A 12,556-nucleotide genomic window follows, 5' to 3' on the forward strand; every position below is an offset into this window, starting at 1 on the left:
GGGCCAGTTTACGGGAGAAGACTGGCAGCTTTGCTGGAGTCTTCGACTCCAGTCTGAGGAACGAGCAAGTGTCGTTGATGATTCCCGCCGGTAGGGTGGGAGATGAGTCACAAGCAACCCCAGGGGGCAGCAATGCAAGAAACGGCAAGCGAAAAAATCGACAGCGCACCCGAAGGCAAACAGGCTCCACCGACCCGGAAACACGATTTCATGGTGGTCTCCAACCGCCTTCCGGTTGACCGTTACCCTAGCGATGACGGGGAAAACAGCGAGGAAGGTTGGCGCCGCTCCCCCGGTGGGCTAGTGACTGCCCTTGCGCCGATGATGACCAAGACCGACGGCGCGTGGGTGGGCTGGCACGGCGCCCCGGACGAAGCGTTGGAGCCCTTCAACCACGGCGGCATGGACCTGATTCCCGTGGACCTCAGCACGGACGATGTTGAGCTCTATTACGAAGGCTTCTCCAACGCCACCCTCTGGCCGCTCTACCACGACGTCATTGCCCCGCCGGAGTTCCACCGAACGTGGTGGGACAGCTACCGCCGGGTCAACCGGCGGTTCGCCGACGCTGTCATCCAGCACGCGGACCACGGAGCCACTGTGTGGGTACAGGACTACCAGCTCCAGCTCGTGCCAAGCATGCTCCGCCAGGCGCGCCCGGACCTCCGGATCGGTTTCTTCAACCACATCCCGTTCCCGCCTCCGGAGATCTTCGCCCAATTACCGTGGCGCCAGGCCATCATCGAAGGCCTGCTCGGCGCTGACCTGGTAGGTTTCCAGCGCCCTAGTGACGCGGCAAACTTCATGCGCTCGGCACGCCGCTTCATTGGCGCAAGCGTCAAACAGCAACAGATCCACGTCAAAGGAACCGATGGCCGGATCACCCATATTGCCCGCGCACAGGCCTTCCCGATCTCCATCGCCGTGGATCAGATCAGCGAACTCGCTGAGCGCCCGGACATCATCGATCGTGCCCGGCAGATCCGCCAGGACCTCGGCAACCCCAAAACCATCCTCCTGGGCGTGGACCGCCTCGACTACACCAAGGGCATCCCCCACCGCTTGAAGGCCTTTGAGGAACTCCTCAAGGAAGGACGGCTCACGGTGGAGGACGCCACACTGATCCAGGTGGCGAGCCCCAGCCGCGAGCGCGTGCGGCAGTACAGACTCCTGCGTGAAGAAATTGAAGGCACCGTGGGCCACATCAACGGCAGCTACGACACGATGCAGAACACCGCCGTTCGCTACCTCCACCACAGCTACCCGATCGAGGAGATGGTGGCCCTGTACCTCGCGGCCGACGTCATGCTGGTGACGGCGTTGCGCGACGGCATGAACCTCGTTGCGAAGGAATACGTGACAGCCCGGACCAACAACACGGGCGCGTTGGTCCTGAGTGAATTCACTGGCGCAGCCGATCAACTCAAGCAAGCACTCCTCATGAATCCGCACGACATCGATGGACTGAAGAACACCATCATGAGGGCGGTGGACCTGCCCCCGAACGAATCCCGCCGGCGGATGAAGTCCATGCGCAAGCAAATCCTCGACCACGACGTCGATCATTGGTCAGCCGAATTCCTCTCGGCCCTGGCAGAAATAGTGGTGCGCGATGACTCCTGAGACAGCAGCTACTCCCCCGCTGAGCCTGCCGCCGGAACTGCTCGACGCCGTCCGCAGGATCGCGGGCACCGACCACCTTTTGGTGGCCATGGACTTTGATGGCACCATCTCCCCGATCGTGGACCACGCCGACGCCGCGCGCCCGCTCCAGCGCTCAGCCGCCGCTTTCGCTGAACTCGCCAAGCTTCCGAGGACGACGACGGCGCTCATCTCCGGGCGGGCACTGGCCAGCCTGCGGGCGGTCGCCTCCCCTCCCGAGGCCACGCTGCTGATTGGCAGCCACGGCGCGGAGGCCTGGATGGGCCCCGGCTCGGCGGAACTGCAGCTCGACGACGCGCAAAGGGAGCTCCTTGCCGAAGTCCGCGAGGTCCTGGCCGGAATCTCGCAGGAAGCTCCGGGGACCGTCCTCGAAGACAAGCCCGCCGGCGTCGTACTCCACACGCGGCGAGCCGACGATGACGTGGCGGAGGACGCTGTCGCCGCTGCCCGGGCGGTCCTTGAAGGTCGCCCGGGAGTCTTCCTCAAAAACGGCAAGCGGGTCCTTGAGACCTCGGTGGTGCACTCCTCCAAAGGCGAAGCTGTCGAGTTCCTGCGCCAGGCCACCTCCGCCACCGGGATCCTCTTCGCCGGCGACGATGTGACGGACGAGGACGCAATCGCCAGGCTTGGCGCCGCCGACGTCGGGGTCAAGGTCGGGCTGGATTTCACCCAGGCCGAGTTCCGCGTCGAGGCCCCTGTCCACGTCGCCGAACTCTTGGAGGCGGTCCTTCGCGAACGTCGCCGCGAAGTCTCAGGAGACTCATCTCACATGTGACATTCGTAACATTTAGGCGAATAACCCGAGCTACTGCCATACTCTAGGTTGTGATGTGGCGCACAACTACCGTGCGGCGTCACTCAGTCTCCCTTGCCCGGGCCCAGCCCAGGGCGGGGAGTCCAACTGAATAAACATGAACCATTCACAACGGATCGTCCGGCACGTACCTGCCGGTGAAGGGATTGATAACTGTGGCAACAGTTACTTTTGATAACGCTACGCGTCTGTACCCGGGCACAGATAAGCCCGCCGTCGATAAGCTCAACATCGACATCGCCGATGGCGAATTCCTGGTCCTCGTTGGACCCTCCGGTTGCGGTAAGTCCACCTCCCTGCGCATGCTCGCAGGCCTCGAGGATGTGAACTCCGGCCGCATTTTGATCGGCGACCGCGACGTCACGGACGTCCCGCCGAAGGACCGCGACATCGCAATGGTCTTCCAGAACTACGCTCTGTACCCGCACATGACGGTTGCGGACAATATGGGCTTCGCACTCAAGATCGCCGGCGTCTCCAAGGAAGAGCGCGCCGAGCGTGTCCGCGAAGCAGCCAAGCTTCTTGACCTCGAGCTTTACCTGGACCGCAAGCCGAAGGCACTCTCCGGTGGCCAGCGTCAGCGCGTTGCCATGGGCCGCGCAATCGTCCGTAACCCGCAGGTCTTCCTCATGGATGAGCCCCTTTCCAACTTGGACGCCAAGCTCCGTGTCCAGACCCGTACGCAGATCGCGTCCCTGACCCGCCGTCTCGGTGTTACCACGGTCTACGTGACCCACGACCAGGTCGAGGCCATGACCATGGGTGACCGCGTTGCCGTTCTCAAGGACGGCCTGCTGCAGCAGGTAGACACGCCGCGCAACCTGTACGACCGTCCGAAGAACGTCTTCGTTGCCGGCTTCATCGGCTCCCCCGCCATGAACCTGCTCGAACTGCCCGTCGTCGACGGCGGCGTCCAGTTCGGTGGCACCGTTTACCCGGTACCGCACGATGTCCTCGAAGAGGCACACGGCAAGACCGTCACGCTCGGTTCCCGTCCGGAAGACCTCGAGACCGTTGGTGCCGGCGAAGGCCTTGAGGTTGAGGTTGACGTCGTCGAAGAGCTCGGCGCCGACGCCTACGTCTACGGCCACACCACGCTTGACGGCAAGAGCCACGACATCGTGGCCCGCGTCGACGGCCGCCGCCCCCCGATGAAGGGCGAGTCCATCTTCGTTCGTCCGCAGTCGGGCCACGTGCACTTGTTCGACACCAAGTCGGGCCTGCGCCTGGGCGACTAACAGCCCCACCAGCCCCCTAACCTCGCTCCGCTTCGGCCAGGGAACCCTGCCGGCGTGGGCCCAGGTCAATCGCACGGCGGCCCTTCCGAGTGGACGGGCCGCCGTCGTCGTTAACAGCAGCCTCCATACGGAAGAATTGACTCCATGACCGAGCAAAGCGGTGCCAAGTGGCATGACGAACCCACCGACTACGCGCAGATCGGCAAACTCCCGCGCACCGAGGCTGCCAGCGCCAATGACATTGCTCCGCCGGCGGGTGTGATCGGATCCCTCAACATCACCGCCGCGGCAGCGGATCCCGAGCTACTGGACCTGCCCTGGCACATCGCACTCGAAGACTGGCCTGCAGCGAACTTGGCCGCCCTGCCGCGCGGTATTTCCCGGCACATCGTGCGTTTCGCGCACCTGGCCGGCTCCGTCATCGCCATCAAGGAAACGTCCGAGCACGTTGCCCGGCACGAATACCACATGCTCCGGAAGCTGGCACGAATGGATGTGCCTTGCGTTGAGCCGGTCGCGGTCATCACCGGCCGCACCACTGTTGACGGCAGGCCCCTGAACCCCGTGCTGGTCACGCGGCACCTCAAGTTCTCCATGCCATACCGGGCGCTCTTCTCCCAGATGCTGCGCCGGGACACCCTCACAAGGCTTATCGACGCCCAGGCGCTGCTGCTGGTGCGCTTGCACCTGATCGGTTTCTATTGGGGCGACGTTTCCTTGTCCAACACCTTGTTCCGCCGCGACGCCGGCGCGTTCGCCGCCTACTTGGTGGACGCCGAGACGGGTGAGCTGTACCCCGATCTGTCGGTGGGCCAGCGTGAGTACGATCTGGAGATTGCCCGCGTCAACATCGCAGGGGAACTCATGGACCTGCTCGAAGGCGGCCTGATCGAGGAGAAGGTGGACCCGGTGGCAACGTCGGAGCTCATCATGGACTCGTACCGCCGGCTTTGGGCCGAACTCACCGAGAAGGAATCGTTTGAGCTCGGCGAACGCTGGCGTGTGGGCGCGCGCATCCGCCGCCTCAACGAACTCGGCTTTGACGTCGAGGAATACGCCATCAAGACCACGGCGGACGGCTCAACCATCCAGCTTCAGCCCAAGGTCGTCGACGCCGGCCACCACCAGCGGCGGTTGCTCCGCCTCACGGGCTTGGACGCCCAGGAGAACCAGGCCCGCCGGCTGCTCAATGACATGGATTCATTCCGGGCGGACAACAACCCGGACATGGACGAAGAAATCAGTGCCCATACCTGGGTCAGCCAGATCTTCGAGCCCATCGTCCGGTCCATCCCGCGCGACCTCGCAGGCAAGCTTGAGCCGGCGGAAGTGGTCCACGAAGTCCTCGAACACCGCTGGTACATGAGCCAGAAGCAGGACAGCCACATCCCCTTGGCTGAAGCCGTGCAGTCCTACTTGGACACCATCCTGCGCCACCGGCGCGACGAGGCTGCCATCATGCTCAATCCGGACACGGCGATGCTCAAGATCCTTGAAGCTGAAACCGAGGAATCCCGGTACAACGAGGACGAATACCCGGATTCCGACGACTAGCGCGGGGTTTAGGGCTCCAACGTCTGCGCGAGTCCCTTAAGCACGGGTTCACGCCCGAGCTCTATGTGGGAGTACGCCAGAGTGTAGGCGAGATCGGCCTTGCCGCCGAGGATGGCGTTGCACAGTTCCATGTGCTCGTCGCGCTGGAGTTCGTTGCTGCGGTTGTGCGCGAGCCCGAAGATCCAGCGCATACGGCCGAACAAAGGTTTGACCGATTCGATGAGCAGCCGATTGCCGGACAGTCGCACGATTTCGGCGTGGAACGCAGCACTGAGGCGCACGACGTCGTCGGTCCGGTCGTCGTCGATCGCTTGCCTCGTGTCGTCGAGGAGTTCCTGCAGGCGCCCGCCCGGTTCGCCCGCCGCGACGCGGACGGCCGCCATGCGGGCCGCGAAAGTTTCCAGGCAGAGCCGTACGTCGAAGAGTTCATTGACGTCGGTGAGCGTCAATTGGCGCACCACGGCGCCCCGGCGCGGGAAGGTTTCCACGAAGCCATCCTGCTCGAGGCGTTGGATAGCTTCCCGCACGGGGATTCGTGAAACGTTGTAGAGCTCGGAGAGCTCCCGTTCGCGCAGCCGCGCGCCCTGTTCGTATCTCCCCGCCACTATTCCCTCAAGAACCAGCTGGTAGACCTGTTCGGCCAAGGCTTCGTCGTCGCGGGTCGTCAACGTTTCGGGCATCGGCTTCGGCCACCCTTCCCTTCCCCATCGTCTTGCATTCCACCCGAGCATACACGGACGGAAAGAGAGCTGTTTGGTATTCCAGATAGTGCGATATTTGTGATTTACATCCCATCGAACCTGCTCTAGTCTATTTTTGGTATACAAAAAGACCGGAGATCACTCCTTGGATCATGAATCGAGCACCCCCGTTGACCCAGCTACAGTCCACCGTCGAAGCTACGGCTGCGAGTCCATCCCCCAGTACGGCCCCGAATAGACTCACCGCCGAGGCACGGTCGCTTCTGGCCACCGCGTGGTTGCGGATCCGTCGCAGCAAGATCGCCTTGTTGAGCCTCTGCATCAGCCGGATCATGGATCTCTCGGCAAGATCGTGGAACAAGGAGCCCGGGAGGAACTGTTCCGGAATCCCCGGCATCCCTACACGCAAGCTCTCCTGTCCGCCGTGCCGTTGCCGGATCCCCGGGCAGCCGGCCAGCAGCAAAAGATCCGCCTCCGGGGAGATCTGCCGTCCCCGGCAAACCCACCCAGCGGTTGCGTCTTCCGCACCCGATGTCCGTTGTTCGGCGCCCTGGGCGCGGAACAGCAGCAACGCTGCATCAGCGAAGTCCCGAGACCAGCCAGCGCGGCTGCCCCGGCCTGCCATCACTCAGGGCTGGAATCCGCAGCTCTCGCTGGTGTCCAATAGATCCAATATCAAAGGAGCAATACATTGAACACCCTGATTCGCGCCGTCCGCCCCTGGGGACAAGCATTGAGCGACGTCCTCATCACGGACGGCAAGATCACCGGCGTCGAAGCCCATGACCCTGCACGCCCTGCGGCGACTGGCGACACTACCGTCGTCGAGGGCCGCGGCCGCCTCCTCGTGCCGTCTTTCTCGGATGTCCATGTGCACCTGGACTCCACCCGCATCGGTCTTCCGTTCCGTGAACACACCGGCGGCCCGGGCGTGTGGACCATGATGATGAACGACCGGCAGAACTGGCGCAACGCCGAGGTCCCGCTACAGGAACGGGTCAACAACACCCTCGGCCGGATGATCGCCCGCGGCACCACCCGTGTCCGTTCTTATGCCCAGATCGACGTCGATTGCCGCCTCGAGCGTTTCGATGCCGTGATGGCCGCCAAGGAGCAGTTCAAAGGCCAGGCCGACGTCGACATCATCGCGTTTCCGCAGGCTGGCCTGCTCCTTGAGGACGGCACCGTACCCCTCATGGACCAAGCACTCAAGGCCGGCGCCAATGTCATGGGCGGCATCGACCCCTGCAGCCTGGACCGCGACCCCGCCCGCCACCTGGACATCGTCTTCGGACTGGCCGAAAAGTACCAGGTCCCCATTGATATCCACCTCCACGAGCCCGGCGAGCTCGGCGTCTTCAGCACGGACCTGGTCATCGAGCGCACCCGCGCCTTGGGGATGCAGGGCAAGGTCACCATGTCCCACGCGTACCAGCTGGGCAGCGTCTCCGAAGCCACCACGCGCCGCCTCATCGAAGAGTTCGCCGAGCTGGACATCTCCATGGCGTCCGTGGCGCCGGGCTCCGCCGGTGTGGCGGGCCAGCTTCCGATCCCGCTGCTCGCCGAAGCCGGCGTCCGGATGGGCTTGGGCGAGGACGGCCAGCGCGACTACTGGTCCCCCTACGGCAACACCGACATGCTCGACCGCACCTGGCAGCTCGCTTTCACCCACGGCTTCCGCAAGGACGAGCTCATCGAGCACTGCCTTGCGATCGCCACGGTAGGCGGCGCCAGCATCCTCGACCCGTCCGCCACCCGCTTGAAGGGCACGGCACACCGCCCCGGCGTCGAGGTCGGCGACCCCGCCGAACTCTTGCTGCTCGACGGCGAAACCGTCGCCTCGGCCGTCATGGACCGCGGCACCGACCGCACTGTCATCCACCGCGGAAAGGTCGTGGCAGAGCAGCTCGAGCTCGTCTAAGCCCGCACAAAAATGTGGCCGGTCCCTCGTTGAGGGACCGGCTACTTTGTTTAAGGCTTAGCGCCCGACGACGGCGGGCTCGCCAAGGTGCTCAGTCTCGGCGGCTGCCACCGACACGGTGGTCCCGCGCACGGCGAGGAAACCGGCCACCGCGAGCAGCACCGCCTCCGCGGCCAAGACCCAGAAAGGAACGTCCCAGCCGCCGGACCACTCATGCAGGAATCCCGCCCCCAACGGCCCCAGGGAAGCCAGCGCGAAGCCCAGGCCCTGGCTCATGGCGGATAGGCTGCCAGCGCTCTCTGGCCCTGCCGAGCGGATGACGACCAACGCCATTCCCAGCCCGAATCCGGCACTCTGGACGATCCCCAGGACGCCGACCATGAGGAACTGCAAATCTACTGGCGCGGTCAAAACTCCTATCAAAGCCGCCGCGACGAGCAGTCCCAAGCCCGGGGCCATAAACTTCAGGATCGCTCGTCTTCCCGCGAGAACGGGAGCCAACAGACTCGCGGGCAGTCCTGCGACGCTGAACCAGGCCAAGAGACCTGCTGCGTCGGCCGCGGTCTGGCCCTTCGATACCAGGAAGACCGCGAGCCACGAGGTAACGGCGAAATACAGCATGGCTTGCAGCCCGAAGAATGCGGTCACGGCCCAGGCCGTCCGCTGCTTCCGCAGCGGGATGGTGCCGGCTTCCCGCGTGGCGACGCCCGCCGTCGTCGTATCCTGTAGGCCAGCGCCCGACGCCTGTCGGCCGGTCCCGCCGGTCTCGCCGGTCCCGTCGGGACGCGGGGCTGTTTGACCGGCGCGGTGGATCAGCGCGGCCCCAAGCAAGGCGGGGACGGCCCAGACGGCCAGTGCCCAGGCGAGGCTTCCGCCGAGCGCTTCCTGCAGCGGCTGGACGAGCCCTGCGCCGAGTGCCGCGCCCAGCCCGAAGCCCATGGTGCACAGCCCCGTCCACCAGCCGGAACCGCGGTTTGCCTTGACGATCTGCGGCACCAGCACGCTGGCCGTCATGATGGATGCTCCTGCCAGGAGCGTTCCGGGCAGCAACAGTCCGGGGACGAATACGCGGACGAGCAGCGCCGCGGCAAGTACCAGGAGCGCCGCCGCAACGGCCCTGCCGGTGCCCAGGCGACGGGCCAGCCATGGCCCGCAAGGAGCCGAGACGCCGAACGCTAGTACAGGCAAGGCGCCAAGCAGCGGCAGTAAATGCGCGTCGAGTCCGAAGCCTGTCTGCAGCTGACCCATGGTGCCGGCGATCGTCGTGATGGCCGGGCGGAGGTTGATGGAGACAAGCGCCAGTGCAACGAGTACCCAGGCAGTCCTCCGAGCGGCGTATGCAGAAGTACCGCGGCGCGGCGGCTGTGCTTGTCCCATTGATTGCCTCCCTGGAATCCTAATTTGGTATACCAAATAAGATTAGGGGCATTGCCGGGCAAAGTAAACTGGCGTCAAAGTCGCAACGATGCGTGACACTGGACCTTGACGATCAGACTTGGAATACCAGGGCTCTAGATCGCCTTGCCAGGGTTGAGGATTCCGGCTGGGTCGAAAAGCTCCTTGATGCGGTGCTGCAACTCCCGGAGGGGCCCGGGCTGCTCAAGGCCGAGCCAACGCAGTTTGTACTGCCCCACCCCGTGCTCACCGGTGATGGTTCCGCCCATCTCAAGCGCGGCATCGATGGAGTCGTCCAGGGCCTTGTTGAGGCGGGACATGGCATCAGCGTCCACTTCCCTGTCCACACGGTCCACCCAGAAGGTGGGGTGCAGGTTGCCGTCGCCGGCATGCGCCACCACCTTGAGCCGGACATCGTGGGTAACAGCCATGGCCTCAAGGGCGGCCACGTAGTCGACTAGCCGCGACCTCGGAACGGCGACGTCCTCGCCAACCCGGTACTCGTTGTCCACTTCGTCGCCTCGACTCGAGCGCCGCATTTCAATGAGTCGCTCGGCTTCCGCAGTCGATTCCGCCGTCACCGCGGCGCCGCCGGACGCGAGAACTTCCCGCACCAGCGCTGCCTCGGCGGCAGCTCCGAAACCGTCTGTCTGGATCAGCAGCAGCGACTGTCCACGTTCTCCGAGGTCCGAGCCGTACAGTTCGTCGAGCTGGGCCAGCGTTCCGGCGTCGAGCATTTCCATGATGGCAGGCTGAACGCGTGCCCTTCCGACAGCCAGGACGCCGGCCGCGGCACCGCGGAAGTCCGGATAGAAGGCCGCCACCGTCTGTACCTCGCGGGGCAGGTAGCGCAGGCGCACCGTCACGCCCACCACGATCCCGAGGGTGCCTTCCGAGCCCACAAACAACGCCGTGAGATCGTATCCGGCCACACCTTTGAAGGTCTGGTGCCCTGTGTGGATCAGCGAGCCGTCGGCCATGACGACGTCGAGCGCCAGCACAGAGTCCCTGGTCACGCCATATTTTGCGCAGCGCAAGCCACCGGCGTTCGTGGCCACATTGCCGCCGATCGTGGACATTTTGTAGCTCGCGGGATCCGGCGCGTACATCAGGCCGTGTTCACCCGCTGCGGCGTTGAGGTCAGCGTTGACCACGCCAGGTTCAACGACGGCAGTCTCATCATCCGCGTTGAGCTGCAGGATGCGGTTCATGCGTTCCAGGCTGAGTACGATGCACCCCTTGCTGGCATGGGCGCCGCCGGAAACCCCGGTGCCGGCGCCGCGGGCAACAATCGGAACCCCGTGCTTGGCGCAACTGCGCACCACATTCTGCACGTCTTCAACGGATTCGGCGAACACCACTGCCAGGGGCAGCTGCAAGTCCAGGACTGGTCCCAAGTCTGCCGCATAGCTCGTCCGTGTGTCTTTGTCGACGGCGATTTGCCCAGGAGCAAGGGCCGCCGCTAGCTCATCCATGAACTCGTGAGGACTTGCGCTTTGCCGGGTTGGACCCGCATGCGGAATCCGTCGGGCCATGACGATCTCCAACCTCGCTTTGTCCTGCGGATACGGCCGGCTGGCACCGGTGTATTCAAATCCATGCCGCTCATAGAACGCCTTCGCGCGGGCGTTATCCTCGTGGACCCCCAGTTCTATCACGCCGGCTCCAAGCTCGGCGCCTGCTACTGCGCAAGCTTCATCAAGCAACTGGTCAGCCAGGCCCAAGCCCCTGTGTTCAGGTGCAACGTAGACGCTGATCAACATGGCTTGTAGGGCTTGGGAAGGATCCTGCGGCTGCTTGACGACCACGCGCATGAGTCCACTGATCCGGCTACCGTCTGTACCGTCATCCGCCACGAGGGTGATGCTCGAGTCGCTCGACATCGTGGCTGCGCGCTCTTGCCATTGAGTGTCAGTCTGGCGCCGGGCGGCCGCGAGGCTCTCGACGTAGGCCATCGGGGTGTCCGACAGCATCTCCAACCGGACGTCGCGAAGCAACCGCCAGTCAGCCGCTTGCAGCCGACGGATTCTATTCACTGCCGCCGCCCATGAACCGGACATATCGATCAAGAACTCCAGGCCAGTCAGCGGCGTAGTCTGCACGGGTCTGCGCCGGGTGTTCGGCGCCTTCCCAGCCGTCGTGCACCAGGCGAACTTCAGTACCTCCGTCAACCGCCCGGAAGGCCACTCGAAGTTCCGTAGACCACATCGCGGTGCTGCCCGGATACCAGCTCGCATGGAAGGACAACGGCGGCTGCCAATCGTCGATCGTTCCCCATATCGAGGTACGTCCGTCGTCCGCCGTCTCCAGGATCAAATTCTCCTCGAACTCAACGTGCGAACCCGCCCCGTAGACGCTGTGGTCCTCCATTGGCCACCAAAGATGCGGGTGATCAGTGAAGCCCATGAAAGCATGCGCCACCGGCGAAGGCACGACGACGGTGCACACTACAGGGTCCAGCTCACCGGATTGCTCCGGCTGGGGTTCGGAGTCCGGCGCGAGGTGACTAAAGAGGCTCTCCATGTGCACCAACTTTACCGCCCAGCGACACCCGCGACTTCGGGCCCGACGCGCTCCCCCGCAAACGCCCGCTCACATATACGGGGTTCTGACCGGACGCCCGCTCACTTATACCGGTTCCCGGCCGGACGCCGGCTCACTTCTGTCGGGTCCCGGGTGCCGGGTCCCGGGTGCCGGGTGGACGCTCGCTCACATATAGGGGGTCCCGGCCGGACGCCGGCTCACATATGCCCGAGGTCCCGTCCGGACGCCGGCTCACATATAGGGGGTCCCGTCCGGACGCCGGCTCACATATAGGGGGTCCCGGCCGGACGCCGGCTCACATATAGGGGGTCCCGGCCGCACGCTCGCTCACATATAGGGGGTCCCGGCCGCACGCTCGCTCACATATAGGGGGTCCCGGCCGGACGCCGGCTCACATATAAGGGGTTCTGGCCCGACGCCGGCTCACTTCTGCTGAGGTCGGGGTGGGGCAGGGGCCGCGGCCCGGCTCCAGGGTGAGCCGGGGTTGGTGGAAACCGGGCGATAGGTGAGCCGGCGTTTGGGGATACCGGCCCATAGGTGAGCCGGCGTTTGGGGATACCCGGCTCATACGTGAGCCGGCGTTTGGGGGATTCCCGCCCATACGTGAGCGGGGGTTGGGGGATTCCGGTGATAGGTGAGCGGGGGTTTGATAACCCAACCCCCCGCTCACTTGTTAAGGGTTTTCCTTGGACGCGGGCTCACATATACCGGGTCCGGGCGGGACGCC

Annotated in this window: 10 protein-coding genes and 1 pseudogene; 6 read left to right on the top strand and 5 right to left on the bottom strand. The window is 64.5% G+C overall.

Annotation, left to right across the window (positions count from 1 at the left end):
- Window positions 1-132: 132 nt before the first annotated feature.
- The 4 genes from ABEA18_RS21630 (at window position 133) to ABEA18_RS21645 (ending at window position 5,268) form a co-directional block, all read left to right on the top strand.
- On the top strand, window positions 133-1,623 hold the full coding sequence (locus ABEA18_RS21630) for an alpha,alpha-trehalose-phosphate synthase (UDP-forming) (RefSeq protein ID WP_345452645.1): 1,491 nt from the start codon (window positions 133-135) through the stop codon (window positions 1,621-1,623).
- Entirely contained in the window at window positions 1,613-2,437 is an 825-nt protein-coding gene (otsB, locus tag ABEA18_RS21635; RefSeq protein WP_345452647.1) for a trehalose-phosphatase, read from the top strand. Before ABEA18_RS21630 ends, otsB begins: the two co-directional genes overlap by 11 nt.
- 194 nt (window positions 2,438-2,631) lie before the next feature.
- Window positions 2,632-3,714 (top strand): ABC transporter ATP-binding protein, encoded by a 1,083-nt coding sequence (locus ABEA18_RS21640; protein WP_234751365.1) that lies wholly within the window; start codon window positions 2,632-2,634, stop codon window positions 3,712-3,714.
- A gap of 144 nt (window positions 3,715-3,858) precedes the next feature.
- Window positions 3,859-5,268, top strand: a complete 1,410-nt coding sequence (locus ABEA18_RS21645; protein WP_345452649.1) for a DUF4032 domain-containing protein — start codon at window positions 3,859-3,861, stop codon at window positions 5,266-5,268.
- An 8-nt stretch (window positions 5,269-5,276) separates the two neighbouring features.
- Here the strand turns inward: ABEA18_RS21645 and ABEA18_RS21650 are convergent, their stop codons facing one another.
- On the bottom strand, window positions 5,277-5,948 hold the full coding sequence (locus ABEA18_RS21650; RefSeq protein WP_345452650.1) for a GntR family transcriptional regulator: 672 nt from the start codon (window positions 5,946-5,948) through the stop codon (window positions 5,277-5,279).
- Between the two features lie 373 nt (window positions 5,949-6,321).
- Here ABEA18_RS21650 and ABEA18_RS21655 point away from each other — a divergent pair, with 373 nt between their 5' ends.
- Window positions 6,322-6,636 (top strand): oligopeptide/dipeptide ABC transporter ATP-binding protein, encoded by a 315-nt coding sequence (locus tag ABEA18_RS21655; protein WP_345452652.1) that lies wholly within the window; start codon window positions 6,322-6,324, stop codon window positions 6,634-6,636.
- Between the two features lie 24 nt (window positions 6,637-6,660).
- The gene (locus ABEA18_RS21660) at window positions 6,661-7,890 is read left to right on the top strand and encodes an amidohydrolase family protein (protein WP_345452654.1); all 1,230 of its coding nucleotides are present in this window, start codon (window positions 6,661-6,663) and stop codon (window positions 7,888-7,890) included.
- A gap of 57 nt (window positions 7,891-7,947) precedes the next feature.
- Here ABEA18_RS21660 and ABEA18_RS21665 read toward each other — a convergent pair whose 3' ends face one another.
- The 4 genes and pseudogenes from ABEA18_RS21665 to ABEA18_RS21680 form a co-directional block, all read right to left on the bottom strand.
- Window positions 7,948-9,267, bottom strand: coding sequence for an MFS transporter (locus ABEA18_RS21665; protein WP_345452656.1), 1,320 nt, complete (start codon window positions 9,265-9,267; stop codon window positions 7,948-7,950).
- Between the two features lie 134 nt (window positions 9,268-9,401).
- On the bottom strand, window positions 9,402-10,760 hold the full coding sequence (locus ABEA18_RS21670; protein WP_345452666.1) for an FAD-binding oxidoreductase: 1,359 nt from the start codon (window positions 10,758-10,760) through the stop codon (window positions 9,402-9,404).
- Window positions 10,761-10,874: 114 nt separating this feature from the next.
- Window positions 10,875-11,345 (bottom strand): annotated as a pseudogene (locus ABEA18_RS21675) (GNAT family N-acetyltransferase); the annotation flags it as partial.
- Window positions 11,314-11,808 (bottom strand): SRPBCC family protein, encoded by a 495-nt coding sequence (locus tag ABEA18_RS21680; protein WP_345452658.1) that lies wholly within the window; start codon window positions 11,806-11,808, stop codon window positions 11,314-11,316. The gene ABEA18_RS21680 and the pseudogene ABEA18_RS21675, both read right to left, overlap by 32 nt.
- Window positions 11,809-12,556: the final 748 nt, after the last annotated feature.

The organism is Arthrobacter gyeryongensis (assembly GCF_039543785.1).
GTDB lineage: Bacteria > Actinomycetota > Actinomycetes > Actinomycetales > Micrococcaceae > Arthrobacter > Arthrobacter gyeryongensis.

Bases quoted from the DNA above. Each gene is read 5' to 3' on its own strand.
- ABEA18_RS21630 (WP_345452645.1), top strand. From the start codon at position 133: ATGCAAGAAACGGCAAGCGAAAAAATCGACAGCGCACCCGAAGGCAAA.
- ABEA18_RS21665 (WP_345452656.1), bottom strand. From the start codon at position 9,267: ATGGGACAAGCACAGCCGCCGCGCCGCGGTACTTCTGCATACGCCGCT.
- ABEA18_RS21650 (WP_345452650.1), bottom strand. From the start codon at position 5,948: ATGCCCGAAACGTTGACGACCCGCGACGACGAAGCCTTGGCCGAACAG.
- ABEA18_RS21645 (WP_345452649.1), top strand. From the start codon at position 3,859: ATGACCGAGCAAAGCGGTGCCAAGTGGCATGACGAACCCACCGACTAC.
- otsB (WP_345452647.1), top strand. From the start codon at position 1,613: ATGACTCCTGAGACAGCAGCTACTCCCCCGCTGAGCCTGCCGCCGGAA.
- ABEA18_RS21670 (WP_345452666.1), bottom strand. From the start codon at position 10,760: ATGGATGAGCTAGCGGCGGCCCTTGCTCCTGGGCAAATCGCCGTCGAC.
- ABEA18_RS21680 (WP_345452658.1), bottom strand. From the start codon at position 11,808: ATGGAGAGCCTCTTTAGTCACCTCGCGCCGGACTCCGAACCCCAGCCG.